The following is a 24,403-nucleotide window of genomic DNA, read 5'->3' on the forward strand; positions in this document are numbered from 1 at the left end:
ACCGGGGGTTGGCTGCGCCGGCCGCGGCGTGATCACCGCCATCAACTTCCTGGAAGAGAACGGCGCCTATGACGACGTGGACTACGTGTCCTACGACGTGCTGGGTGACGTGGTGTGCGGCGGCTTCGCCATGCCCATCCGCGAAAACAAGGCCCAGGAAATCTACATCGTCATGTCCGGCGAAATGATGGCGCTCTACGCCGCCAACAACATCGCCAAGGGCATTCTGAAGTACGCCCACTCCGGCGGCGTGCGCCTGGGCGGGCTGATCTGCAACGAGCGTCAGACCGACAAGGAAATCGACCTGGCCGACGCGCTGGCCAAGCGTCTGGGTTCCAAGCTGATCCACTTCGTGCCGCGCAACAACATCGTGCAGCACGCCGAACTGCGCCGCATGACCGTGATCGAATACGCTCCCGAGAGCGATCAGGCCCAGGAATACCGTGCGCTGGCCAACAAGGTGCACAACAACTCCGGCCAGGGCGTCATCCCGACCCCGATCACCATGGAAGAGCTGGAAGAGATGCTGATGGACTTCGGCATCATGAAGACCGAAGAGCAGCAGCTCGCCGAGCTGCAGGCCAAGGAAGCGGCCGCCTCGGCCTGATCCTGACGGCTGCCCGTTCCCGGCCGCACCGCCGGGAACGGACGGCAAATCATCGAAAATCGAAGTCGAAGCCGCGCGCGCCGTCGCGCCACGGGTGAGTTCTATCAGGAGGCCGGCACCATGAGCTTGGCAGTGAACAACGACCTGGACGTCAAGGGTCTTGTCGATAAGGTTCTCGAAGCCTACCCCGAGAAGTCGCGCAAGCGCCGCGCGAAGCACATCAACGTTCTTGAAGCCGAAGCCAAGGATTGCGGCGTCAAGTCGAACATCAAGTCGATCCCCGGCGTGATGACGATCCGTGGCTGCGCCTACGCCGGTTCCAAGGGCGTGGTGTGGGGTCCGATCAAGGACATGATCCACATCTCCCACGGGCCCGTCGGCTGCGGTTACTATTCCTGGTCCGGCCGCCGCAACTACTACATCGGCGACACCGGTGTGGACAGCTTCGGCACGATGCACTTCACCTCGGACTTCCAGGAAAAGGACATCGTTTTCGGCGGTGACAAGAAGCTCCACAAGGTCATCGAGGAAATCAACGAGCTGTTCCCGCTCGCCAACGGCATCTCGATCCAGTCGGAATGCCCGATCGGCCTGATCGGTGACGACATCGAGGCGGTCGCCCGCCTGAAGTCCGCCGAAATCGGCAAGCCGATCGTGCCGGTGCGCTGTGAAGGCTTCCGCGGCGTGTCCCAGTCGCTGGGCCACCACATCGCCAACGACTGCATCCGCGACTGGGTGTTCGAAAAGACCTCCCCCGTGGAAGGTTTCGAATCCACCCCCTACGACGTGACCGTCATCGGTGACTACAACATCGGTGGTGACGCCTGGGCCAGCCGCATCCTGCTGGAAGAGATCGGTCTGCGCGTGATCGCCCAGTGGTCGGGCGACGGCACCCTGGCCGAGCTGGAAAACACGCCCAAGGCCAAGGTGAACCTCATCCACTGCTACCGCTCGATGAACTACATCGCGCGCCACATGGAAGAGAAGTTCAACATTCCGTGGGTGGAATACAACTTCTTCGGCCCCAGCCAGATCGCCGAATCCCTGCGCAAGATCGCCGCCCTCTTTGACGACACGATCAAGGAAAACGCGGAAAAGGTCATCGCCAAGTACCAGCCGATGGTCGATGCGGTCATCGCCAAGTACCAGCCGCGCCTGAACGGCAAGAAGGTCATGATCTACGTCGGCGGCCTGCGTCCCCGCCACGTGGTCGATGCCTACCATGACCTGGGCATGGAAATCATCGGCACCGGCTATGAATTCGCCCACAACGACGACTATCAGCGCACGCCCCACTATGTGAAGGAAGGCACGCTGATCTATGACGACGTGACCGCCTTCGAACTGGAAAAGTTCGTGGAAGAGCTGCGTCCCGACATGGTCGCCTCGGGCATCAAGGAAAAGTACGTCTTCCAGAAGATGGGTCTGCCGTTCCGCCAGATGCACTCCTGGGATTACTCGGGTCCGTACCACGGCTACGACGGGTTCGCCATCTTCGCCCGCGACATGGACATGGCGATCAACAACCCGGTCTGGAACCTGACCAAGGCTCCTTTCTAAGTCCGCGCTCGTTCAGCCAGGTACCAGGAGACACCCCATGACGCAAGTCAACGAATTCCCCGTTTCGCAGAACGCGGACAAGGTTCTCGACCACTTCACCCTGTTCCGCCAGCCTGAATATCAGGAGATGTTCAAGCGGAAGAAGGATGATTTCGAGTTCGGCCATTCCGACGAAAAGGTCGCCGAGGTTTCGGAATGGACCAAGTCGGAAGACTACAAGGCCAAGAACTTCGCCCGTGAAGCGGTCGTCATCAACCCGACCAAGGCCTGCCAGCCCATCGGCGCCATGTTCGCGGCCCAGGGCTTCGAAGGCACCCTGCCCTTCGTCCATGGTTCGCAGGGCTGCGTCGCCTATTACCGCACCCATCTGACCCGTCACTTCAAGGAACCGAACTCCGCGGTGTCCTCGTCGATGACCGAAGACGCGGCGGTGTTCGGCGGCCTGAACAACATGATCGACGGCTTGGCGAACGCCTATGCGCTGTACAAGCCGAAGATGATCGCCGTCCTGACCACCTGCATGGCCGAAGTCATCGGCGACGACCTGCAGGGCTTCATCGCCAACGCGAAGAAGAAGGACAGCGTTCCCGAAGACTTCCCCGTCCCGTTCGCTCACACGCCCGCCTTCGTCGGCAGCCACATCGTCGGCTACGACAACATGATGAAGGGCATCCTGACGAACTTCTGGGGCAAGTCCGAAGACCTCGACACCCCGAAGACCGAGAAGATCAACCTGATCGGCGGCTTCGACGGGTATGCGGTCGGCAACAACCGCGAACTGAAGCGCATCTTCGGCCTGATGGGCATCGACGCCACCATCCTGTCGGACGTCTCGGACGTCTTCGACACCCCCGGTGACGGCGAATACCGCATGTACGACGGCGGCACCACCATCGAAGAGACGAAGGCCGCCCTGCACGCCAAGGCGACCATCTCCCTTCAGGAATACAACACCCCCCAGACCCTGCAGTTCTGCAAGGAAAAGGGCCAGGAAGTTGCCAAGTTCAACTATCCGCTGGGTGTCGCCGCCACCGACGAGCTGCTACTGAAGCTGGCCGAGATCACCGGCAAGGCCATCCCGGCGTCGCTGAAGCTGGAACGCGGCCGTCTGGTGGACGCCATCGCCGACAGCCACACCCACATCCACGGCAAGCGCTTCGCCGTGTTCGGCGACCCGGACTTCTGCCTGGGCATGACCCGCTTCCTGCTGGAACTGGGTGCCGAGCCGGTGCACATCCTGTCCACCTCCGGCTCCAAGAAGTGGGAGAAGCAGGTTCAGAAGGTGCTGGACGGCTCGCAGTTCGGCAAGGGCGGTGCGGCCTACGGCGGCAAGGATCTGTGGCACCTGCGGTCGCTGCTGTTCACCAACAAGGTGGACTACATCATCGGCAACAGCTACGGCAAGTATCTGGAACGTGACACGAAGATCCCGCTGATCCGTCTCACCTACCCGATCTTCGACCGTCACCACCACCACCGCTATCCGGTGTGGGGCTACCAGGGCGCGCTGAACGTGCTGGTCCGCATCCTCGACCGGATCTTCGAAGACATGGACGCCAACACCAGTGTCGTGGGTGTGACGGACATCTCCTTCGATCTGGTGCGCTGATCCGGCGGGCTTCGGCCCGGATTACCTCCCGAGCAAGCCCCCGCCCGGTTTTCGGGCGGGGGTGGCCACCACGGGTTCCGGGTTGGCGTTGCCGTTGCACCACGCCACCCGGTTCCCCCTCTTCCGGACCATCGGGCGGGGGCCCGACCCGGAAGACGACCCCTAGGGCGTCATTCGCGCGGAGGCGAACCATGCTGGCGGACAAGATCCAGGAGGTCTTCAACGAGCCCGGTTGCGGTGTCAACCAGGCGAAGACCACCAAGGAGCGCAAGAAAGGCTGCTCCAAACCGTTGAAACCCGGCGCTGCGGCGGGCGGATGCGCCTACGACGGCGCCATGATCGCGTTGCAGCCCATCGCCGACGTGGCGCATCTGGTTCACGGCCCCATCGCCTGCCTTGGCAATTCCTGGGACAACCGCGGCACGCGCTCGTCCGGTTCGCAGCTCTACCGCACCGGCTTCACCACCGATCTGTCGGAACTGGACATCGTTCACGGCGGTGAGAAGAAGCTCTACAAGGCCATCAAGGAAATCGTCCAGCAGCACAACCCGCCCGCGGTCTTCGTTTATCAGACCTGCGTGCCGGCGATGATCGGCGACGACATCGAAGCCGTGTGCAAGTACGCCGCCAAGAAGCTGGGCGTCCCGGTCATTCCGGTGAACGCGCCGGGCTTCGTGGGATCGAAGAACCTGGGCAACAAGCTGGCCGGCGAAACCCTGCTCGATCACGTGATCGGCACGCGGGAGCCGGAGGTGTCCACCCCCAACGACGTCTGCATCATCGGCGAATACAATCTGGCCGGCGAATTGTGGCTGGCCAAGCCGCTGATGGACGAGATCGGCATCCGCATCCAGTCCTGCATCTCCGGCGACGGCCGCTACAACGAGATCGCCGCCGCCCACCGGGCGCGCGTGACCATGGTGGTGTGCTCGCAGGCCCTGATCAACGTGGGCCGCAAGATGGAGGAACGCTGGGGCATCCCCTATTTCGAAGGATCGTTCTACGGCGTCACCGACATGTCGGACACGCTGCGCACCATGGCCACCATGCTGGTGCAGCGCGGCGCCGACCCGGCCATGCTGAACCGCGCCGAAGCGGTGATCGCGCGTGAAGAGGCCGCGGTGTCCAAGCGGCTGGAACGCTACAAGCCCCGCTTCACCGGCAAGCGCGTTCTGCTGTTCACCGGCGGCGTGAAGTCGTGGTCGATGGTGACGGCGCTGGAGGAAGCGGGCCTGACCATCGTCGGCAGCTCCACCAAGAAATCCACCAAGGAAGACAAGGAAAAGCTGAAGAAGCGCAAGGGCGAGGAGTTCCACATGTGGGACGACCTGAAGCCCAAGGAGATGTACCGCATGCTGCGCGACAGCGAGGCGGACATCATGCTGTCCGGCGGACGGTCGCAGTTCATCTCGCTCAAGGCCAAGGTTCCGTGGCTGGACGTGAACCAGGAACGCCACCACGCCTATGCCGGCTACGACGGCATCGTCAACCTGTGCGAGGAAATCGACAAAACCCTGTCGAATCCGATCTGGCGGCAGGTGCGCCTGCCGGCCCCGTGGGAATGAGGAGGCCGCCGCCATGACGCACATCCACCGTTTCCCCGCATCGTCCAAGGCCGCATCCACCAACCCGCTGAAGATGAGCGCGCCGCTGGGCGGGGCGCTCGCCTTCCTGGGCATGGACCGCAGCCTGCCGCTGTTCCACGGGTCGCAGGGCTGCACCGCCTTCGGCATGGTGCTGCTGGTCCGCCATTTCCGCGAGGCCATCCCGCTCCAGACCACCGCCATGAATCAGGTGTCCACCATCCTGGGCGGTTACGAGAATCTGGAAGAGGCGCTCAAGACCATCTACGAGCGCAACAAGCCCTCCCTGATCGGCGTCTGCACCACCGGCGTGACGGAAACCAAGGGCGAGGATCTGGAGGGTCACCTGAAGACCTTCCGCATGCGCAACCCGGACCTGAACGATCTCAATCTGGTGTTCGTCAGCACCCCCGATTTCAACGGCGGGTTCGAGGACGGTTACGCCGCCGTGGTCCAGGGCATCGTCGAGAGCTTTGCCGAGCCGGCGGAGCAGCGGGTCAAGGGGCAGGTCAACATCCTGGCCGGCTGCCACCTCACCCCCGGCGACGTGGAGGAAATCCGCGACATCGTGGAGGGCTTCGGCCTGACGCCGATCATCGTGCCCGACCTGTCGCTGTCCATGAGCGGGCGGCAGCCGACCGAGTTCACCGCCACCTCGCTGGGTGGCACCACGGTGGATCAGGTGCGCTCCATGGGGGCGTCGGAAGTGACGCTGGTGCTGGGCGAGCAGATGCGCCGCGCGGCGGCCGCCCTGGAACTCAAGACCGATGTGCCGTCGCTGTTCTTCGACCGGCTGACCGGGCTGGAAGCGTCGGACCGCTTCGTCAAGGCGCTGGCGGAGATTTCGGGCCGCCCGGTGCCGGCGCGGCTGCGCCGCCAGCGCGAAAGCCTGGTGGACGGGATGCTGGACGGCCACTTCTTCCTGACCCGCAAGAAGATGGTGGTGGCGCTGGAGCCGGATCACCTGTTCACCGTCACCAGCTATCTCCAGGATCTGGGCGTGGACGTGGTGGCCGCGGTGGCGCCGCAGCAGGCGGCGGTGCTGGAAAAGGTCAAGGCCGGCACGGTGATGGTCGGCGACCATTCCGACGTGGAGGCCATGGCCAAGGGCTGCGACCTTATCGTCAGCAATTCCCACGGGCGGATGGGGGCGGCCCACGCCGGCGTGCCGCTGTACCGCATGGGGCTGCCGATGTTCGACCGGCTGGGCAGCGGTCTGGTGGTGACGGTGGGCTACCGCGGGTCGCGCGACCTGCTGTTCGCGCTGGCGAACATCTTCCTGGCCGCGGAAACCGACCACGACTCCCACCACGGGAACCAGTCCCACGAACATGGACATGACGGCTGCTGCGGTGGCTCCGGCCACGGCGGCGGCCGGGAGGGCGGGTCATGCGGATGCACCGGCGCCTGAAGGTCATTGGTGGAACCGACGCCCGCACGGACGGCGCCCCTGGACGGCGCCGCAAAGGAGGATCAATGAAGGTTGCCTTCTGCACCCAGGACATGCAGCACGTCGATGCGCACTTCGGCTGGGCCAAGAACATCGTGATCTACGAGGTGAACAAGGCCGGCTACACCATGGCCGAGACCTGCCAGTTCGGCGGCTCCATGTTCGAGGACGGCAACGAGGACAAGCTGGTCCCGAAGCTCGACGCCCTGGCCGACTGCGCCATCGTCTACCTGTCGGCCATCGGCGCCTCGGCCGCCGCACGGGTGGTGGCGAAGAAGATCCACCCCGTGAAGGTGGAAGCCACCGACACCATCACCGCTCTGCTCGACAAGCTGGTCGTCACCATCAACGGCAACCCGCCCCCCTGGCTGCGCAAGGCGCTCGCCAAGGGCGAGGAGCAGGAATTCGATTTCGAAGACGAGGAGGCGTAAGACCCATGACCGCGACCGATGTGGCCGAAAACCTGGAAGCCCAGTTCGAAAAGACCCTCGTCATGCTGTTCCGCGCCGAGGATTCCTATGGCGCCTGGGAAGGCAAGAGCGACGACGAGCTGCTGTCGCCCTTCATCCTGGACAAGGAAGCCCGCTCCCTGATCCCGATCATCGGCGATCCCGACCCCGACACCCTGTGGCGGCTGGAGCTGTTCTACAAGGCGGTCGGCATCACCATCGAAAAGGTGTCGGGCGTCATGGCCGGCCCGATGCTGAAGATGAGCCACGAGGGTTTCGGGCGCGTGGTGCTGCTGGCGGGCCGTCTGGTGGTGGTGTCGAAGACGCTGCGCGACGTCCACCGCTTCGGCTTCCCCACCAAGGAGAAGCTGAACGCCGACGGTGCCAAGTTCGTCCGCGATGCCCTGGCGCTGATCGAACAGTATCCCGATCTGGCCCGCGCGTGAGGATGACGCCATGACCGACGCCGCCGCCCTGAAGGACGAGATCAAGAAGCTGAACGCCCGTGCGACCGCCAAGAAGATGGATCTGCACGACCTGTCGGAAGAACTGCCGCAGAACTGGCAGACCATTCTGACGGTGGCCCAGGAAACCTATGACGCCTTCAAGCTGCTGACCGAAAAGCGGGCGGAGCTGAAGGCGCTGGAACAAGCCTGAGCCGTCTTCGCCTTTCCCCTCCCCCTGCCAACCATCTTTTTGCGTACGGAGCGTTGATATGAGCGATTTCGTCACCGGCCAGACCCGCGGCGGCGGTTCCTGGACTCCGAAGTTCGTCGAGACCATCGACCAGAAGCAGTGCATCGGCTGCGGCCGCTGCTACAAGGTCTGTGGCCGTGACGTGCTGGAACTGATCGGCATCACCGAGGACGGCGACATCGTGGACGCCTTCGACGACGAGGCGGAAAAGAAGGTGATGAGCGTCAAGGAGCAGAACAACTGCATCGGCTGTGAAAGCTGCTCCAAGGTCTGTTCCAAGAGCTGTATTACCCACAAGCCGCTGGCGGCCTGACGTCATTCCCGTCCGTCCCATCCCCCGGTGGGGCGGACGGGTGCCGGGGGGGCCGCATGTCTTGCGCCTTCCGCCCTTGCGGCCCCCCGGCTCGCTTCTCTTTTCCGTATCCACGCCTGAACGGAGGCCAGCATGGGTCATGTGCCTGTGTCTTCGGACCTTACGCCGGCGGCGCTGTACCAGTGGCTGCTGGACCGTCAGGCGTGCTGCAATATCTTCGACGCCCACATTTTCGCCTGCATCCTGGCCTGCCGGCTGCCGCTGGGGCCTGCGGCGGTGGGGTTGACCCTGCCGGAGCTGACCCGGCTGCTGGCCCGCTATTTCCCCGCCGCCCTGGCCGACGGGCTGCCGCTGAGCGCCGCCGCCTGGACCGCCGCGCCGTCCGCCCCGCCGCTCTCCCCCCTGCTGGCCGCCGAGGTGACGGATCTGGCCGCCCTGATGCTGGACCACCGGGCGCAGGACGCCGAGGAGGAGGGGTGGATGGCCGTGCTGGTGGCGCGGGCCTGCCTGGACACGGCCCCGCTGTGGGACGCGCTGGGGCTGGCGGGCCGCCGCGACCTGGACGCGCTGATGCAGCGCCATTTCCCGGCCCTCAGCCACCGCAACGGCGGCGGCCAGGGCTGGCGCCCGTTCCTCTATCGCCTGCTGTGCCTGGACAGCGGCCTCATCCCCTGCGGCACCGACCACTGCACCGATTGCGGCGCCGGGCCGGTGTGTCTGGGCTGGGTGGAGTGGTAAGCGGCGCCGCCGGGGTAACAGGCCCTCGAGAGGGGGATTGCCCCGGCCGCCGTCAGAAGAACAGGCTGTCGATATCGTCCTCCGCCTGGGCCGCCGGGCTGGCGGCGGGGGGCGGCGTCAGCAGACCGTCGCCGCCCAGAAGGGCCCGGTGGATCGCCCGCTCCCGCTCCATGGTGTAGAGCGGCTGGAGCCGGCGGGCCAGCTCGTCCCGCACCGCCGGTCCCGCCACCGCGGCGCTGTCCGCCGGAACCAGGGTTTCCAGCCGCGCCGCCGCGTCCAGCGCCGCCGAGGCCACCTGATGGTGAATGGTGATGCCGCCGGCGGTGCCGCCCAGCCCCTGGGCCACCGCCGCGGTTTCCGCCCGCAGCGTGTCCAGCGCCGCCGACAGGCTGTCGCCCAGCGCGGTCAGGGCGTCGGCGGATTCCGTCATCACGTCCAGGGGGATGGTGCGTTCGATGGCGTGTTCCGCCTCCGACGCCGCGGCCAGTTCGCCGGACAGCTCCATGATCCGGGCCAGGATGGCGGCAATGGCCTGGGTGCATTCCTCGGTGCGCTTGCTGTTGGCGCGCAGTTCGTGGGCCACCACCCCCAGCGCCCGCCCCTCGGTGCCCAGCCGTCCGCATTTCAAGGTGGCGTTCAGCCCCATGATGCGCATGTCGGCGTCGATGGACCGGATCTTCGCCAGATCGGCGGCCATGGCCTGAAACGCCTGGGACACCTGATCGACCACCCCCTGGATGCGCTGGCGCGCCCCGGCATAGGCCCCCAGAAGCTGGCCGGCGCGGGCGATGTCGCGGGCGATGTCCTGCATGAACAGCCCGCCGCCGCTGCCGGAAAAGGCGGTTTCCGCTTCCGCCTGGATGGCGGCGGCATCGGCGGCCAGGGCGCGGAGGTTGCGGATCAGCCCCTCCACCTCGGCCCGGTAATCCTCCGCCCCGCCGCGCAACTGGCGGGCCTGGAGCAGGATGGCGGCGGCGGCCAGCGCATCATCCCCGGCGCCGGGCGTGCACAGGGTGCGCAGGGCGGTGCGCACATGCTCCAGGCGCTGGCTCACGTTGTCGTTGACCTGCAGCTCGGCCACGGTGGCGGCGATGCGGCGGGACACCTGCTGCGAATGGGTGGCGACGGTTTCCGCCGCGCGGGCGGCCATCTGGCGCCGCCGGGCCAGGGCCGACAGGCTTTCGGTCAGGCGCTGGCGCACGCTGCCAAGCTCGGCGGCCTCGTTCCGTTCGAAATCCGCCGCCGCGGTGCGGGCCGAGGCGATGCCGGCGTTCACCGTGTGCAGACGGATGGCCACCTGCCCGGTCGCCTGCTGGGCAAGCTGGCCCAGCCGCCCCACCTCGCTGGTGAAGACCGAGAAATCGAGCCCCCGCGCCGCCACCTGCACCGCCTGGATCTTGCCGTTGATGGCCAGGGCCGCGACCTCGCCCAGAACGCCCTGAAGGCCGGAAAGCTGCTTGCCCGCCTCCTGCGTCAGCTCCTGCAGCCGCAGCAGCAGCGGTGCCGCCCGGTTATCCCCCTCCGACAGGCGGGTGGTGGCCTGCATCGCCTGTTCCATGGACAGGATCGCGCGGGCCGCGTCGTCCCCATGAAGCTGGTCCCCCAGGGCCGCCAGCGTGGCCGACAGCCGCCCGAACACGTCCACCGCGCGGCCCAGCGTGCCGCCGATGTCCAGGAAGGTCTGGTCGGCGCTGCCGGTCACACGGCCCAGCGCGCCGCCGATGGCGGTCAGAGCGGCGGCGATGCGGTCCGGCTCGGCCAATCCGGCCCGGTACGGTTCTGCAAAATCCGGCATCGTCTTATCCTCCCCTCATCCCGCCGCGACGGACGCCGCGGGGACAAGCAGCATGGTTTCGTCGGACCCGAACAGGTGGCTGACGTCCAGCACGATCACGAACCGGTCGCCGTGCCGCCCCACCCCCTTGATGAACTGCGACTGCCAGCGCACACCGATGTCGGGCGCGTCCTCCATGGGGTGCTCCGACAGGGGCGTGACCTCGTACACCCGGTCGGCCAGCAGGCCCATGATCACCATGCGCCCGTTCAACGGCACGTCCAGAACGATGATGCGCGAGGACGGGGTGGGGGGAACCGGCGGCAGCCCCAGCTTGGTCCGCAGGTCGATGACCGGCACCGTGCGGTGCCGGACGTCGATCATCCCCATCAGGGCGGGCGGCGCGTTGGGGATGCGGCTGATGGGGCAGAGATCCAGGATCTCCTGGACCAGCGCGACGTCGATGGCGAACACCTCCCGGTCGATGCCCAGGGTGACGTACTGGGTGGATGCGCTGAGCGCTGCGGCTGTGGCCATGGCTGGAGATCCCTACAACAAGGATGGGCGCGTCAGTACCGCTGGAACTCGGCGTCCTCGGCGTCCATGTCGATGACGAAGCCGTCACCGCCGGCCACCCGCGCGGCCTTGGCCTTTTTCACCGTCTCGGCCTTGGGGGCGGCGGGACGGACGGCGGCCTTGGCGCGGGCGGCGGACAGGTGGGCCACCGGGGCCGTCTTGTGCGGCGGACGGTGGACGGTGGCTGCCGCGTTCACCACGGCCCTGCCGTCCTCGCCCAGGGTGAAGAAGGCGATGGTGTTCTGGAGCTGCTCGGCCTGGGACGCCAGCTCGACCGAGGTGGCCGACATCTCTTCCGACGCGGCGGCGTTCTGCTGGGTCACCTTGTCCAACTGCTGGATGGCGAGGTTGACCTGATTGGCGCCGGTGTCCTGTTCCCGGCAGGCGGCGGAGATTTCCTCCACCAGTTCGGCGGTGCGCTTGATGTCGGGCACCAGCTTGCCCAGCATCTGGCCGGCTTCCTGCGCCACCTTGACGGTTTCCGACGACAGGGCGTTGATCTCGGCGGCGGCGGCCTGGCTGCGTTCGGCCAGCTTGCGCACCTCCGACGCCACCACGGCGAACCCGCGGCCATGCTCGCCGGCCCGCGCCGCCTCCACCGCGGCGTTCAGGGCCAACAGGTCGGTCTGGCGGGCGATTTCCTGCACCACCGTGATCTTCTCGGCGATGGTCTGCATGGCGGTGACCGCGCGTTCCACCGCCACACCGCTGGTCTGGGCGTCCTTGGCCGACTGGCGGGCGATCCTTTCGGTCTGGCTGGCGTTGTCGGCGGTCTGCTTGATGTTGGCGGCCATCTCCTCCATGGACGAGGCGGCCTCTTCGGTGGCCGACGCCTGTTCGGTGGCGCCCTGGCTCAACTGTTCGGCGCCCGAGGAAAGCTGTTCGCTGCCGGCGGCCACGTTCTGGGCGGCGTGGATGGATTCGCCCACCACCCCGCGCAGCTTTTCCACCATGGTCCTCAGCGCGATGCCCAACTGGTCTTCGTCGCACAGCGGCACGATGGTGACGGTCAGGTCGCCCCTGGCGAGCTGGTCGGCGACGCCGGCGATGGCTTTCTGGTTTTCATTGACGGTGTGGAGCGAGCGGGCCATGTCGCCGATCTCGTCCTTGCGGCCGCGCCCGTCGATGACGGTGCTCATGCGCCGTTCGGCGATGGCGCCCATGGTCCGCACCATGGCGGCGATGGACACGGTGATCGAGCGCACGATCAAGGTGGCGAGCACGATGGCGGCGGCGGTGCCGATCAGCACGGCCAGGATGTTCTGGATGCGGGTGGCGTCGTACGTCTCGGTGGATTTCTCATACTCGGCGCGGGAAATCTGATCCTGGAAATCGATCAGGGTGCGCATGGTGACGTTGACGGTCAGAGCCAGTTCGCGGGCTTCGACCTGAAGCTGGTTTTGCAGCGCGGCGATGGCGGCGGCGTCCGGGGTGCCGCCCAGCACCGCGGCGGCGCTGTCCACGAATTTCATGTAGGCGGCCATGGCGATGCCGGCCTTGTCCGACGTCTCCTTCTCCTTGGGCGTCGAGGCGGTGGAGAGATAGCCCGCCCACTGCTTGTCGATCTCCTTGCGCAGATTGGCGATGACCGCGTTGTTTTCCCGCCGCAGCTCGGTGCTGGAGGAGATGGAGCTTTCCAGCATCCGCCCGCGGATGCGGCCGATGTTGTCCACGATGATGCCAAGCTGGACCAGACAGACCGTGCGGTCGTTGTAGACCGTCCGCAGCGAGGCGTTGATCTGCCCCATGCCCCGGTCGCCCAGCCAGGTGACCAGCACCAGCGGCACCGCCATGGCCAGTAGCAGGATGATCAGCCGCGAGCGGATCTTCATGTTGGCGAACATTATGTCTCTCCCTGATGGGGCCGCCGGACGGGCGGGCGGTTACGGTTCGCCGGTGGCGAAAACCCGGTCGATGTCGAGAATGATGAGGAATTCACCGTTCCGGCGGCCGATGCCGCGGATGAATTCGGGGCGCCAGCGCATGCCGACGCGCGGCGGGGCTTCGATGACGTGGGGGCCGGTGCCGGCCACCTCGTAAACCTTGTCGGCCAGGATGCCGACCGTGGTGGGCTCCCCGTCCACGGTGACCTCGATCACCACGATGCGGGTGTCGATGGTGTGCTGGCCGCACGGCATGCCGAACAGCACCCGCAGGTCCACCAGCGGCACCACCTTGCCCCGCACGTTGATCAGGCCGGGGGCGTGGTCGGGGGCGTTGGGCACGGCGGTGATGGGGATCAGGTCCAGGATTTCGCTGACGATGATGGCGTCCAGGGCGAACATCTCGCCGGCCAGGGCCATGGTCAGCATCTCCATGGGCGGTGACGCCGCCGGGGCCCGCAGGACCGGGGCGGGGGCCGCCGGGCCGCGGGATGCGGTATCGGGGGTGACGGTATCGCTGGTCATCGTGGCGCTCCTTGCCCAAGGCCCGTCCGGTGCGTCACGACGCTTTCCGGTGGTTTTCGCAGGACTGGCCGAAATCGATCAGGCGCGGCACGTCCAGGATCAGGGCGACGGTGCCGTCCCCCAGGATGGTCGCGCCGGAAAAGGACTGAACGCCGGAATGGATCTTCGACAGCGACTTGATCACCGTCTGGTAGTCGCCGATGATCTGGTCCACCGCCAACCCCACCCGCGCCTCGCCCGCCGACACCACCACCACCTTCTGGAAGGGTTCGGGCGGGGCCTGGACGTTGAACAGGGTCTTCAGGCGCAGGAACGGCACCACCTCGTCACGGATGTTGAGGAAATCCCGGCCCGTGGAGCGCAGGTCGTCGGCGGACGTCAGCTCCACGCATTCCTCCACCGCCGACAGCGGGATGACGTAGCGCCCGGTGCCCACCCGCACCAGCAGCCCGTCGATGATCGCCAGCGTCAGCGGCAGGCGCAGCGTCATCACCGTCCCCTGCCCCGGCGTGCTGGCGATGTCGATGGTGCCGCGCAGGGCGTCGATGGACCGCTTGACCACATCCATGCCCACGCCGCGCCCGGACACGCTGGTGATGCGGGCCGCGGTGGAAAAACCGGGCTGCAGGATCAACTGGAACAGCTCGCCGTCCGACAGGTCGGCGCCGGGGGGGATCAGGCCGTTCTCCTCCGCCTTCGCCCGCACCCGCGCCGGGTCGATGCCCGCACCGTCGTCCCGGATGGTGATCAGAACCTGGGCGCCGGAATGGACCGCCGACAGGTGCACGCAGCCCTGGCGGGGCTTTCCCCCCGCGGCCCGTCCGCCGGGGTCTTCGATGCCATGATCCAGGCTGTTGCGGATCAGGTGGACCAGAGGGTCGTGCAGCCGTTCGATGACGGTCTTGTCCAGTTCCGTTTCTTCGCCGGCGGTGGTCAGGACCACCTCCTTCCCCAACTCCTGCGACAGGTCGCGGACCAGACGGCGGAAGCGGCTGAACAGCGAGCCGATGGGCACCATGCGGATGCCCATGGTGGTGTCGCGCAGTTGCGACGACAGCCGTTCGATCTCCTCCACCAGCGCCGTCAGGTGCAGATCCTGGCCGCTGCTGGCCAACTGGCGCAGGCGCGCCTGGGCGATGACCAGTTCGCCCACCTGATCCATCAGCTCGTCCAGCCGCTCGGCCTGCACGCGGATGCCGGTGTCTTCGCGGCGGGCGGCCTTCTCGGCGTCGGCGCGCGGCGGCGGGGCCGGCTCGGCCGGGGCGGCGGGCGCCGGATGCGGCGAAAGACCGCAAGGACCGTCACCGGCCGCTACCGGCACGGGCTCCGTCCGTTCGGGCTCCGGCACCACCGTTTCGACGGTCAGGTCCATGTCGTCCACCACGAACATGAACACCTCGTCGATGCACGAGGCCGGACGGCTGGTGGTCAGGCGGCATTCCCAGGTGAGGTAGCTGCCGCACGGGTCGATCGCGTCCAGCGGCGGGATGGCCGCGGTGTCCGGGATCACGGTGCAGTCGCCCAGATCCCGCAGTTCCCGCAGCAGCAGCAGCGGGTTGGCCCCCATGCCCAGCGCATGGCGGGCCAGGGTGAAGGTGATGCGGAAGGTGGTCCGCCCCGCCCCGCCCGCCGGGCCGGCTGCCCCGCCGCCGGCGCCGGGGACGGCCGGATGGGGGGCCGCCCCCATCACCGCCGCCAGCCGGGCCAGGATCGCCTCGGTCCGGCCGGGTTCGGCGGCGTCCGGTTCCTCGATCAGGGTGCGCATGTGGTCCTTGGCGGCCAGCGCCACCTCGACCAGATCGCGGGTCACCGCCGCCTGCCCCTTGCGCACCATGTCGAAGGCGTTTTCCACATGGTGGGTGAAGGCGGATGCGGCGTCGAACCCGAACATGGCGCCCGACCCCTTGATGGTGTGGAGCGCGCGGAACGCGGTGTCGATCAGATCCTTGTCGGCGGGGCTGGCCTCGATGTCGAGCAGGGTGGTTTCCAGTTGCTCGAACAGCTCGCGGGCTTCGATGCGGAATGTCTCGACGGGATCGGTGGCGGCGGCCATCAGGCAAGTCTCCCTTCGGTCCAGAACGGGGCCTGCGGTCCGTCCGCCAGACCGCAGACCGCCAGGGCATCCAGCAGCGCCCCGCCCGCCGGGCCGGACATCATCAGCGTCTTGCCGGCGGCGGCGGCGCTCGTGCGGGCGGCAAGGATCAGTTGAATGAAGGTGATGTCGGCTTCGGTCACGCCGGAGCAGTCGATTTCGACGCGTTCCGACGTTTCCAGCGCTTCCCTCAGACGCCCGAAGACCTCTTCCGCCTCGCGGATGGTCAGAGCGCCCGAAAACCCGATCACCACGGTCGGTGCCTGCGGCATGTCCCGTCTCCCCGGCCTGTTGGCTTCGGTTCAGCCTAGAAGGGGGACGGGTATATGAGGGAGGAGCGGAACGGCTACGCCTGTATGGAAAAGGTATATGGACGGTCAGCACCCGTCCGGGTGACGCCTATCCGTCCGGATGAAGCCGGCGAAATCATCCGCCGCCAGCGGGCGGGAGAACAGGAACCCCTGGGCGAAATCGCAGCCGCAGTCCTTGAGGAAATCAAGCTGGCCGGTGGTTTCCACCCCTTCGGCCACCACCTCCAGATCCAGGGTGTGGGCCATGGCGACGATCGCCTGGGTCAGGGCCGCGTCCTGGGGCCGGTGCATCACCTTGGCGATGAACGACCGGTCCACCTTCAGCACGTCGAAGGGGAACTGGGTCAGATAGCCCATGGCCGAATAGCCGGTGCCGAAATCGTCGATGGCGAAACGCAGCCCCATGGCGCGCAGGTCTTCCAGCAGCGCCTTGGTATGGGCCGAGGTGTCCAGCAGCAGCCGCTCGGTGACCTCGATCTCCAACTGCCCCGGCGGGACGGCATGGGTGTGCAGCGCCCGCCCGATCACGTCCTGCAGCGACCGGTCGATCATCTGCCGGCTGGATACGTTGACGGCGATGCGCCCGGTGCGGATGCCCCGGGCGCGCCACGCGGCCAGATCGCGGCAGACGGTTTCGATCACCCAGGCGCCGATGGGAATGATCAGGCCGGTGGCCTCGGCCATGGGGATGAACTGGTCCGGGGGCACCGGGCCCAGCTCGGCGGAGGTCCAGCGCAACAGCGCCTCCGCCCCCAGCACGCGGCCGCTGCGCACATCCACCAGCGGGTGATAGACCAGCGCCATCTCCTGCCGGGCCAGGGCGTGGCGCAGGCCGGTTTCGATGGCCTGATGCTGCCGGGCACGGCTGTCGAGCGCCTGGGTGAAGAAGCGCCAGTGGCGCAGCGCGCCCCGCCCCCCGCCCTCGGCCCCGCCGCCCGCCGCGGGCACGGCGGCGGCGGCGCTGCGCAGCAGCATCTGCGGCGTCTGGCCGTCGCCGGGATAGGTGGCGATGCCGATGCGGGCGGACACGAAGATCTCGGTGCCGCCGATGACGAAGGGGGCGCCGAGCGCGGTGCAGATGCGCTCGGCCATGGTTTCGGGGGATGTCACCGCGGGTGCCGTCAGCGGGCCGACGATGGGCATGACCACGGCGAAATCGTCGTCGCCGGTGCGGGCGACGGTATCGGTGACGCTCACCTCCCCCTGCAGACGCTGGGCCACCGCGCGCAGAAGCTCGTCCCCCGCCTCGTGCCCCAGGGTATCGTTGACGGCCTTGAACCGGTCGAGGTCCACCATCATCACCACAAGCTGGCAATGGTCGCGCCCGGCATGGGCGATCGCCTGGCTCAGCCGGTCCTGCAGCAGCATGCGGTTGGGCAGGCCGGTCAGGGAATCGTAATTGGCCTGCCATTCCAGCCGCGCTTCGTATTCCTTGCGCAGGGTGATGTCTTCGGTGATGGCGACGTAATTGGTGATGGTGCCGGCGGCGTCGCGGATGGGCGACACCACCGCCGATTCCCAGAACAGGCTGCCGTCCTTGCGGTGGCTCTGGAAGGTGCCGCGCCAGTCGCGGCCCGCGGTCAGGGCGGCCCGCAGATCCTCATAGGTTTCCGGGGCCAGGATGTTCGGCACCAGAAAGCCCGGCTTTTCCCCGATCACCTCCGACGGCTGGTAGCCGGTGGTTTCCACGAACGTCGGGTTCACGTACTCGATCAGCCCGTCGCTGTCGGTGATGAGCACCGACGACGGGCTCTGACGGATCACCAGCGAGGTCTTGCGCACCTCGTCGGTCAGCCACTGCGACACCTCGGCCAGCGCCTTGTGCGCCCGGCAGGACGCCAGCAGGTTGCGCATGCGCGCCACGAACTCGATGCCGTCGATGGGCTTGGTCAGGAAATCGGTGGCGCCGCTTTGCAGCGCCATGTACCGGACGTCGCGGTCGTCGGCCGCGGTCACCATCACCACCGGCACCAGGGCATGGCGCGGGTCGGCGCGGATGGCCTCGATCACCGCCAGGCCGTCGGGGGGCGGCATCTGATAGTCCACCACCAGCAGATCGAAACTGTTGGCCCGGCACCACCCCATCCCCTGCCCGGAATCGGTGAAGCCGATGGGGGTGCAGTCCTCGATGGCTTCCAGCAGGCGGATCATCTGGCGCAGCGCGCTGGCGCTGTCGTCGATGACCACCGCCCGCTGCCGGGCGGGGGGTGGCAGCCGGGCGGTCACAGCGCATCCGCCCGGCATATTTCCGCCGCCAGCCGGTCCAGCGGCACGATGCGGGTGGCGGCACCGCGGGCGATGGCCTCCTTGGGCATGCCGAAGACCACGCAGCTCTCTTCGTTCTGGGCGATGGTCAGGGCGCCGGCGTTCTTCATCTCCAGCAGGCCGTTGGCCCCGTCGTCGCCCATGCCGGTCATGATGATGCCGACCGCGTTGGCCCCCGCGTACTGGGCGGCGGAACGGAACAGCACATCCACCGAGGGGCGGTGCCGCGACACCGGCGGCCCGTCCTTGACGGCGACGTAATAGCGCGCGCCGCTGCGCTGGAGCAGGGTGTGGCGGTTGCCCGGCGCGATCAGCACGTGGCCCCGCAACACCGGGTCGCCGTCGCACGCCTCCTTCACCGTCACCTGGCACAGCCCGTCCAGGCGGCGGGCGAAGGCGGCGGTGAACACCTCGGGCATGTGCTGGACCAGCACGATGCCGGGGGTATCCACCGGCAGCGCCTCCAGCACCTCGCGCAGGGATTCCGTGCCCCCGGTGGAGGCGCCGATGCACACCACCTTTTCCGTGGTGCGGGCCATGGCGCGGGCCGCCGGCGGGGGCAGGATGACGTCGGCGGTCAGCTTGCGGGGGGGCTGTTCGCGCACCGTGCGGCGGGCGGGCAGCTTCTGCAGCCGGGCGTTGGCCGCGGCCTTGACCGCATCGCGGATGGCGTCGGCGGATTCCTGGAAGAAATCGCGGGTTCCCAGCCGCGGCTTCAGGATCACGTCCACCGCCCCGGCTTCCAGCGCCTGCATCAGCGTGTCCGACCCCTGTTCGGGCAGGGACGAACAGATGACCACCGGCACCGGGTGCTGGGTCATCAGCTTGCGCAGGAAGGTGATGCCGTCCATGCGCGGCATCTCGATGTCGAGCGTGATGACATCGGGCGCCTGATGGGCGATGTGCCGGGCGGCGGCGAAGGGGTCGCAGGCGGTGGCGATCACCTCGATCTGCGGGTCGGACCCCAGGATGTCGGACAGCGTCTGGCGGACGCTGGCGGAATCATCGACGATCAGAACCTTGATCTTCTGCATGTCATTTCCGCCTGAAGATGGAGTTGCCGCAGGATTGCACGGGGGCCGTCATGCCGGAGATGCTGTCGGTGTGCCCAAGGATGAGATAGCCGCCGGGCCGCAGGTGGCCGCACAACTGCCGCACCACCATGTCCTGCGTGCCCCGGTCGAAATAGATCAGCAGGTTGCGGCAGAAGATCACGTCCATGTCGCGGTCCGCGGCATAGCGGTCATCCACCAGGTTGATGCGGGCGAACCGCACGGGCGCACGGGTTTCGGGGGCCATGCGCACCACCTTGCGGGACGGATCGGTCGCCCGCAGCACATAGCGCTGGCGCATGGGCAGCGGCACCGGCTCGATCATCTCTTCGGGATAGACGGCGCGGGCGGCGGTGGCCAGCACCTCGGTCGAGATGTCGCTGGCCAGGATGCTGTAGTGGAAGCCCGGCCACCCGAGGGCGAAGTCGTTGCACACCATCGCCATGGTGTACGGCTCCGCCCCGATGGAGCAGGCCGCGCTCCACAGTTTGGCCTCGCGCCCCGTCTGGGCCAGTTCGGGCAGGATGATCCGGTTGAGGAACGTGAAATGGGCCGGTTCCCGGAAGAAATCGGTCTTGTTGGTGGTCAGGGTGTCGATCAGCCCGATCACCTCGTTCCCGCCGCCGTCGGTGTCGAAGACCAGCCGCAGATAATCGGACAGCCGGCCGATGCCGATCCGCCGCGCACGGCGGCGCAGGCGGCCCTCGACCATCACCTTCTTCGTCGGCGGCAGGCAGATGCCGCAGGCCGACAGGATGAAGGATGCCACCCTGTCGAAATCGTCATCCGACAGGACATCGGCGGTTTCGTCGTGATCAAGCATGGCTGCGGCTCCGGCACGGCTCATGGCACGCCTCCTCCACACGCCCCCGGCGGTGCCGGTTCAGCCCAGCACCTTGCGGACGACCGCCAGAAGCTGTTCCTGCTTGAACGGCTTGGTGATCCAGGCGGTGGCGCCCGACTGCTTGGCTTCGGCCTTGCGGCCCTCGTCGGATTCGGTGGTCAGGAAGACGATGGGAACCCCCCGGTACGCCGGCATCTTGCGCAGCTCGCGGATCAGGGTCAGCCCATCCATGTTGGGCATGTTCAGGTCGGTCAGCACCATGTGCACGCTGGCCGACCCGGCCTTGGTCAGGGCTTCGCGCCCGTCGCTGGCCTCCACCACGTCATAGCCGGCCCCGCTCAGGGTCAGCTTCACCATCTGCCGCATGCTTGCGGAATCATCAACGCTCAGGATCGTCTTCGCCATAATGGCCCCCTCCGGTCAGGCTCCGGTTCAGGCTAGCCAATCCGGCGGGGTGGCGGGGAGACAGCGAACGGCTACGCCGCCATGGCAAAGGTATACGGAACGGGGGGTCAGGACAGGATGTCGGCCTGGGCGATGATGGTCGCCGCCTGTGCGCGGTTCTTCGCCCCCAGCTTCTTGTAGATGCGGGTGAGCTGGACCTTGATGGTCACCTCCCGCAGGTCGAGGATGCGGGCGATCTCCTTGTTCGAGCGTCCCTCGATGATCATCGCCATGATGGTGCGCTCACGCTCGGTGAACCCGTGCCCGTCGTCCGGGGGCACGGCGGGGCCGGCGGGATCCCCCGCCGCAAGGGGCGGGGCGGCGGACGGAGCCGGGGGGACGGCCATGGGAGCAGGGGGGCTGTAGAGCACCTGATGCATTTCGGCCGGCAGGTACGAACCGCCGTTGAGAATCACGTTGAGGGCCGAGGAGAACACCTTGTTGTCGAGCGTCTTGGGCAGGAAGCCGCGGGCCCCGGCGGCGATGCAGGCGCCGACGTCGGTGGGGCACGCCACCCCCGACATCACCACCACCGGTGCCCCGCGCGCCGCCTTGACCACCGTACTCACACCTTCCGGCCCCCGCATACCCGGCATCGAATAGTCAAGTAATAGAAGATCAGCCGGGTGCCCACTATCAATAAGTGCGATCAATTGATCCAGACTCTGCGCCAGATCTATTGAAATCCCGTCGATCAGCCGTTCGAGCAACACCTGAACGGCATTGAGATAGAGCGGATGATCGTCGGCGATAAGTATTCGCATACCGCGAAATCCTGCCTGTGATTCCGTGAAAGTTTGCCCTATCGAACTGTAAGGCGCAATGCTCAAGCAGAAGAGCGGCAACGGTGCGGACACGCGGGAAAGCCGCGGCGGAACGGGAAGGAAAACCAAGGGCGGAAGCCCTTGCCCATATACTTTTTTCGCACCACCCTATCCGACCGCCGGGTGGTTCCGGCGGCGGCGGCGTGGGTAGCTTCGGATGCAAGGCCGCAGCCGGGTGCGGCGGAAAGCCGCGCGATGGGGCGGACGGAAGACGGGAGGAAGGCAATGGATCCAGCCGGTGCGGACTCTTCCGCCGCGGCCGAGACGGCCCCCTGCGCCAAGGGCGAGATCCTCATCGTCGAGGATGCTCCCGAATCCCTGGCCCTGCTGTCCCACATCCTGATGCGGGCGGGATACGCCGTGCGCCAGGCGCCCGACGGCGAACTGGCGTTGTGGACCCTGAACACCCGGCTTCCCGATCTTCTGCTGCTGGACGTGCGCATGCCCGGCATCGACGGGTTCGAGGTGTGCCGCCGGCTGAAGGCCGATCCGCGCCTGTCCACGGTCCCGGTCATCTTCCTGTCGGCCCTGGATTCGGTGGAGGACAAGGTGAAGGGTCTGGCGCTGGGCGCGGTTGACTACATCGCCAAACCCTACCGCAGCGAAGAGGTGCTGGCCCGCGTCGATACCCACATCACCCTGTCGCGCCTGCGTCAGGCGCTGGACGCCATCCGCGAACAGCTCGACCAGCGGGTCAGCGAACGCACCGCGGAGCTGGAACACCAGAAACAGGAGATGGCCAACGTCCTGGCCGCCCTGGACATGGCCGGCGACGGCATCGTCAAGATCGGGCCGGACGACCGCATCAGCTATGCCAACCACGCCCTGCCGGCCACCTTCGGCCTGCCGGGAATGAGCGAACTGGCCGGCTGGCGGATCGAGGACATCCCGACCGGCGGCCGCCCCCTGATCGATCCCGCCGACATGCGGGCGCTGCGCGACACCGTGAACCGCATCGGCCACTGGCAAGGCGAGCTGGCGCTGTGGCGGGCGGGCGAAACCACGGCCCGGCGGCTGCTGGCCCATGTGCGCGCCCTGCCCGACGGGGGGCAGGTGGCGATCCTGACCGACGTGACCAACGTCCGGCGGCGGGAGGAGGAGCAGCGCCGGCTGGAGCTGGAGCTGAAGCAGGCCCGGCGGCTGGAAGCCCTGGGCCAACTGGCCAGCGGCGTGGCCCACGATTTCAACAACCTGCTGGGCGCCATTCTGGGATTCGCCCAGTTCATCGCCGAAGACACCGGGGACGACACCCCCCACCACCGCTATGCCAGCCGCATCATCAAGGCCGGGCAGCAGGCCAAATCCCTGATCGGCCAGATCATGACCTTCTCCCAGCGGCAGGAGGAGGCGGCGGAGGCCATCGACCTGGGGACGATGGTGGACGAGAACCTGTCGATCCTCAAGGCCGTCTCCGCCCCCAGCACCGCCCTCTGCGTGACCCGGCCCGACGGGCCGGTGGTGATCGCCGGCCAGCGCAACCAGCTGGTCCAGATCCTGATGAATCTGGTGGTCAACGGCAGCGAGGCGCTGCAGGGCCGGCCCGGCACCGTCACCATCGAACTGGCCCACATCGATGCGGCGGCGTCCGGCATCCCCCGCCCGCCCGCCGCCGGTCCTGCGGATCCGGTCTCGTCCGATCCGGCCGCCGCCGGGGGGCCGGTGACGTGGACGGACGCGGGCGGGTGGCTGGGCGCGGCCCTGGGTACTCCGCCCGCCGCCGGCCCCTGCATCCGGCTGACGGTCCGGGACGACGGCGAAGGCATGACCGCCGAAACGCTGGCGCGGATCTTCACCCCCTTTTTCACCACCAAGGGCCCCGTCGGGGGATCCGGCCTTGGCCTTGCGGTGGTGCACCGGGTCGTCACCGCCCACCGGGGCGCCATCACCGTCACCACCGCGCCGGGCTGCGGCAGCCGCTTCGACGTGGTGTTCCCGGAACCGGAGGACGGCGGCATGTCACCGGCGGAAAGCGCGGACACGACGGCCGCCGTCCGCCACAAGGGCTCGATCCTGCTGGTGGACGACAGCACGCATTTCGGCGACATGCTGATGACCGCCCTGTTCCGCCTGGGATACGAGATCTCGGTGTGCGACGACCCGGTGGACGCCGTCGGCTATGTCCAGGAAGACCCCGGTGCGTGGGATCTGGTCATCACCGATCAGGCGATGATGAACATGAGCGGCACCGAGCTGGTGGCCGCCGTCAAGCAGATCAGGCCCGGCCTTCCCTGCATCATCTGCACCGCCTTCCCCGCCGGCATCACCGAAGAGGCGGCACGCCAGGCCGGGGCCGACGGTTTCGCGACCAAGCCCCTGGACCTGGGAAAGTTCTCGGTGATGGTCAAGGAGGTTCTGACCCGGTGACGGGATGCACCGGGCCACCGGGCGGAGTATTGCCGGGTTATGCCTTCTTGACGAATTCCGACTTCAGGTTCATGGCCCCGATGCCGTCGATCTTGCAGGCGATGTTGTGCCCGTCGGCCCCGTCGGTCAGGCGGATGTTCTTCACCTTGGTGCCGCCCTTGACCACCAGGGACGAGCCCTTGACCTTCAGATCCTTGATCACGGTCACGCTGTCGCCGTCGCTCAGCACGTTGCCGTTGGCGTCCTTGACCACCTGGTCGCCGGCCCCGTCGGTGGCGGCGTCCGCGGCGGCGGGGTTCCATTCATGGGCGCATTCGGGGCAGATCCACAGCTCGCCGTCCGGGTAGACGTGTTCGGAACCGCACTGCGGGCACTTCAGATCGTCGCTCATGATCGTCCTTATGATTGGCGGAGCCGGGGTATCAGCCCCAGCGCAGGGCCGGG

Annotated in this window: 23 protein-coding genes; 11 read left to right on the plus strand and 12 right to left on the minus strand. The window is 67.3% G+C overall.

Annotated elements, in window-relative coordinates; translation table 11 throughout:
• The 10 genes from nifH to M2352_RS00050 all read left to right on the plus strand — a co-directional run.
• A partial coding sequence (gene nifH / locus M2352_RS00005; RefSeq protein WP_264662466.1) for a P-loop NTPase family protein occupies window positions 1-607 on the plus strand: 607 nt, incomplete at its 5' end.
• 120 nt (window positions 608-727) lie between these two features.
• A complete protein-coding gene (gene nifD, locus M2352_RS00010) occupies window positions 728-2,167 on the plus strand; it encodes a nitrogenase molybdenum-iron protein alpha chain (protein WP_264662467.1) in 1,440 nt (479 codons plus the stop codon).
• 37 nt (window positions 2,168-2,204) lie between these two features.
• Complete coding sequence (nifK, locus tag M2352_RS00015) at window positions 2,205-3,776, plus strand: nitrogenase molybdenum-iron protein subunit beta (protein ID WP_264662468.1); 1,572 nt, start codon at window positions 2,205-2,207, stop codon at window positions 3,774-3,776.
• Window positions 3,777-3,967: 191 nt separating this feature from the next.
• Window positions 3,968-5,341: a nitrogenase iron-molybdenum cofactor biosynthesis protein NifE gene (gene nifE, locus M2352_RS00020; protein WP_264662469.1), complete on the plus strand. Its 1,374-nt coding sequence runs from the start codon at window positions 3,968-3,970 to the stop codon at window positions 5,339-5,341.
• 13 nt (window positions 5,342-5,354) lie between these two features.
• Complete coding sequence (gene nifN / locus M2352_RS00025; protein ID WP_264662470.1) at window positions 5,355-6,770, plus strand: nitrogenase iron-molybdenum cofactor biosynthesis protein NifN; 1,416 nt, start codon at window positions 5,355-5,357, stop codon at window positions 6,768-6,770.
• Window positions 6,771-6,835: 65 nt separating this feature from the next.
• Window positions 6,836-7,240, plus strand: coding sequence for a nitrogen fixation protein NifX (gene nifX / locus M2352_RS00030; RefSeq protein ID WP_264662471.1), 405 nt, complete (start codon window positions 6,836-6,838; stop codon window positions 7,238-7,240).
• Window positions 7,241-7,245: 5 nt separating this feature from the next.
• Window positions 7,246-7,704, plus strand: coding sequence for a NifX-associated nitrogen fixation protein (locus M2352_RS00035; RefSeq protein WP_264662472.1), 459 nt, complete (start codon window positions 7,246-7,248; stop codon window positions 7,702-7,704).
• A gap of 10 nt (window positions 7,705-7,714) precedes the next feature.
• On the plus strand, window positions 7,715-7,915 hold the full coding sequence (locus M2352_RS00040) for a CCE_0567 family metalloprotein (protein ID WP_264662473.1): 201 nt from the start codon (window positions 7,715-7,717) through the stop codon (window positions 7,913-7,915).
• A 58-nt stretch (window positions 7,916-7,973) separates the two neighbouring features.
• A complete protein-coding gene (gene fdxB, locus M2352_RS00045; RefSeq protein WP_264662474.1) occupies window positions 7,974-8,267 on the plus strand; it encodes a ferredoxin III, nif-specific in 294 nt (97 codons plus the stop codon).
• A gap of 132 nt (window positions 8,268-8,399) precedes the next feature.
• On the plus strand, window positions 8,400-9,005 hold the full coding sequence (locus M2352_RS00050; RefSeq protein ID WP_264662475.1) for a nitrogen fixation protein NifQ: 606 nt from the start codon (window positions 8,400-8,402) through the stop codon (window positions 9,003-9,005).
• 52 nt (window positions 9,006-9,057) lie between these two features.
• Here the strand turns inward: M2352_RS00050 and M2352_RS00055 are convergent, their stop codons facing one another.
• The 11 genes from M2352_RS00055 to M2352_RS00105 form a co-directional block, all read right to left on the minus strand.
• Window positions 9,058-10,800 (minus strand): methyl-accepting chemotaxis protein, encoded by a 1,743-nt coding sequence (locus M2352_RS00055; protein ID WP_264662476.1) that lies wholly within the window; start codon window positions 10,798-10,800, stop codon window positions 9,058-9,060.
• Between the two features lie 15 nt (window positions 10,801-10,815).
• Complete coding sequence (locus tag M2352_RS00060; protein WP_264662477.1) at window positions 10,816-11,316, minus strand: chemotaxis protein CheW; 501 nt, start codon at window positions 11,314-11,316, stop codon at window positions 10,816-10,818.
• Between the two features lie 32 nt (window positions 11,317-11,348).
• Window positions 11,349-13,199 carry a methyl-accepting chemotaxis protein gene (locus M2352_RS00065; protein WP_264662478.1) on the minus strand — a complete coding sequence of 617 codons (1,851 nt, stop codon included), beginning with the start codon at window positions 13,197-13,199 and terminating at the stop codon, window positions 11,349-11,351.
• Between the two features lie 39 nt (window positions 13,200-13,238).
• Complete coding sequence (locus M2352_RS00070) at window positions 13,239-13,763, minus strand: chemotaxis protein CheW (RefSeq protein ID WP_264662479.1); 525 nt, start codon at window positions 13,761-13,763, stop codon at window positions 13,239-13,241.
• Window positions 13,764-13,797: 34 nt separating this feature from the next.
• On the minus strand, window positions 13,798-15,816 hold the full coding sequence (locus M2352_RS00075; protein ID WP_264662480.1) for a chemotaxis protein CheA: 2,019 nt from the start codon (window positions 15,814-15,816) through the stop codon (window positions 13,798-13,800).
• Entirely contained in the window at window positions 15,816-16,127 is a 312-nt protein-coding gene (locus tag M2352_RS00080; RefSeq protein WP_264662481.1) for an STAS domain-containing protein, read from the minus strand. The genes M2352_RS00075 and M2352_RS00080 overlap by 1 nt, the downstream gene beginning before the upstream one ends.
• A gap of 105 nt (window positions 16,128-16,232) precedes the next feature.
• Window positions 16,233-18,392, minus strand: a complete 2,160-nt coding sequence (locus M2352_RS00085) for a two-component system response regulator (protein ID WP_264662482.1) — start codon at window positions 18,390-18,392, stop codon at window positions 16,233-16,235.
• Window positions 18,389-19,465, minus strand: coding sequence for a protein-glutamate methylesterase/protein-glutamine glutaminase (locus tag M2352_RS00090; RefSeq protein WP_264662483.1), 1,077 nt, complete (start codon window positions 19,463-19,465; stop codon window positions 18,389-18,391). Before M2352_RS00090 ends, M2352_RS00085 begins: the two co-directional genes overlap by 4 nt.
• A 1-nt stretch (window position 19,466) precedes the next feature.
• Window positions 19,467-20,306 (minus strand): CheR family methyltransferase, encoded by an 840-nt coding sequence (locus M2352_RS00095; RefSeq protein WP_264662484.1) that lies wholly within the window; start codon window positions 20,304-20,306, stop codon window positions 19,467-19,469.
• A gap of 60 nt (window positions 20,307-20,366) precedes the next feature.
• Window positions 20,367-20,732: a response regulator gene (locus M2352_RS00100; RefSeq protein ID WP_264662485.1), complete on the minus strand. Its 366-nt coding sequence runs from the start codon at window positions 20,730-20,732 to the stop codon at window positions 20,367-20,369.
• A gap of 107 nt (window positions 20,733-20,839) precedes the next feature.
• Window positions 20,840-21,535 (minus strand): response regulator, encoded by a 696-nt coding sequence (locus M2352_RS00105; protein ID WP_264662486.1) that lies wholly within the window; start codon window positions 21,533-21,535, stop codon window positions 20,840-20,842.
• Window positions 21,536-21,820: 285 nt separating this feature from the next.
• Between M2352_RS00105 and M2352_RS00110 the strand changes: the two genes are divergently transcribed.
• Complete coding sequence (locus M2352_RS00110) at window positions 21,821-23,959, plus strand: response regulator (protein WP_264662487.1); 2,139 nt, start codon at window positions 21,821-21,823, stop codon at window positions 23,957-23,959.
• A gap of 37 nt (window positions 23,960-23,996) precedes the next feature.
• Here the strand turns inward: M2352_RS00110 and M2352_RS00115 are convergent, their stop codons facing one another.
• A complete protein-coding gene (locus M2352_RS00115) occupies window positions 23,997-24,350 on the minus strand; it encodes a zinc ribbon domain-containing protein YjdM (RefSeq protein WP_264662488.1) in 354 nt (117 codons plus the stop codon).
• Window positions 24,351-24,403: the final 53 nt, after the last annotated feature.

Source organism: Azospirillum fermentarium (assembly GCF_025961205.1).
GTDB lineage: Bacteria > Pseudomonadota > Alphaproteobacteria > Azospirillales > Azospirillaceae > Azospirillum > Azospirillum fermentarium.

Coding starts and splice junctions, on each gene's coding strand:
- nifD (WP_264662467.1), top strand. CDS start 728: ATGAGCTTGGCAGTGAACAACGACCTGGACGTCAAGGGTCTTGTCGAT.
- nifK (WP_264662468.1), top strand. CDS start 2,205: ATGACGCAAGTCAACGAATTCCCCGTTTCGCAGAACGCGGACAAGGTT.
- nifE (WP_264662469.1), top strand. CDS start 3,968: ATGCTGGCGGACAAGATCCAGGAGGTCTTCAACGAGCCCGGTTGCGGT.
- nifN (WP_264662470.1), top strand. CDS start 5,355: ATGACGCACATCCACCGTTTCCCCGCATCGTCCAAGGCCGCATCCACC.
- nifX (WP_264662471.1), top strand. CDS start 6,836: ATGAAGGTTGCCTTCTGCACCCAGGACATGCAGCACGTCGATGCGCAC.
- M2352_RS00035 (WP_264662472.1), top strand. CDS start 7,246: ATGACCGCGACCGATGTGGCCGAAAACCTGGAAGCCCAGTTCGAAAAG.
- M2352_RS00040 (WP_264662473.1), top strand. CDS start 7,715: ATGACCGACGCCGCCGCCCTGAAGGACGAGATCAAGAAGCTGAACGCC.
- fdxB (WP_264662474.1), top strand. CDS start 7,974: ATGAGCGATTTCGTCACCGGCCAGACCCGCGGCGGCGGTTCCTGGACT.
- M2352_RS00050 (WP_264662475.1), top strand. CDS start 8,400: ATGGGTCATGTGCCTGTGTCTTCGGACCTTACGCCGGCGGCGCTGTAC.
- M2352_RS00055 (WP_264662476.1), bottom strand. CDS start 10,800: ATGCCGGATTTTGCAGAACCGTACCGGGCCGGATTGGCCGAGCCGGAC.
- M2352_RS00060 (WP_264662477.1), bottom strand. CDS start 11,316: ATGGCCACAGCCGCAGCGCTCAGCGCATCCACCCAGTACGTCACCCTG.
- M2352_RS00065 (WP_264662478.1), bottom strand. CDS start 13,199: ATGTTCGCCAACATGAAGATCCGCTCGCGGCTGATCATCCTGCTACTG.
- M2352_RS00070 (WP_264662479.1), bottom strand. CDS start 13,763: ATGACCAGCGATACCGTCACCCCCGATACCGCATCCCGCGGCCCGGCG.
- M2352_RS00075 (WP_264662480.1), bottom strand. CDS start 15,816: ATGGCCGCCGCCACCGATCCCGTCGAGACATTCCGCATCGAAGCCCGC.
- M2352_RS00080 (WP_264662481.1), bottom strand. CDS start 16,127: ATGCCGCAGGCACCGACCGTGGTGATCGGGTTTTCGGGCGCTCTGACC.
- M2352_RS00090 (WP_264662483.1), bottom strand. CDS start 19,465: ATGCAGAAGATCAAGGTTCTGATCGTCGATGATTCCGCCAGCGTCCGC.
- M2352_RS00095 (WP_264662484.1), bottom strand. CDS start 20,306: ATGCTTGATCACGACGAAACCGCCGATGTCCTGTCGGATGACGATTTC.
- M2352_RS00100 (WP_264662485.1), bottom strand. CDS start 20,732: ATGGCGAAGACGATCCTGAGCGTTGATGATTCCGCAAGCATGCGGCAG.
- M2352_RS00105 (WP_264662486.1), bottom strand. CDS start 21,535: ATGCGAATACTTATCGCCGACGATCATCCGCTCTATCTCAATGCCGTT.
- M2352_RS00110 (WP_264662487.1), top strand. CDS start 21,821: ATGGATCCAGCCGGTGCGGACTCTTCCGCCGCGGCCGAGACGGCCCCC.
- M2352_RS00115 (WP_264662488.1), bottom strand. CDS start 24,350: ATGAGCGACGATCTGAAGTGCCCGCAGTGCGGTTCCGAACACGTCTAC.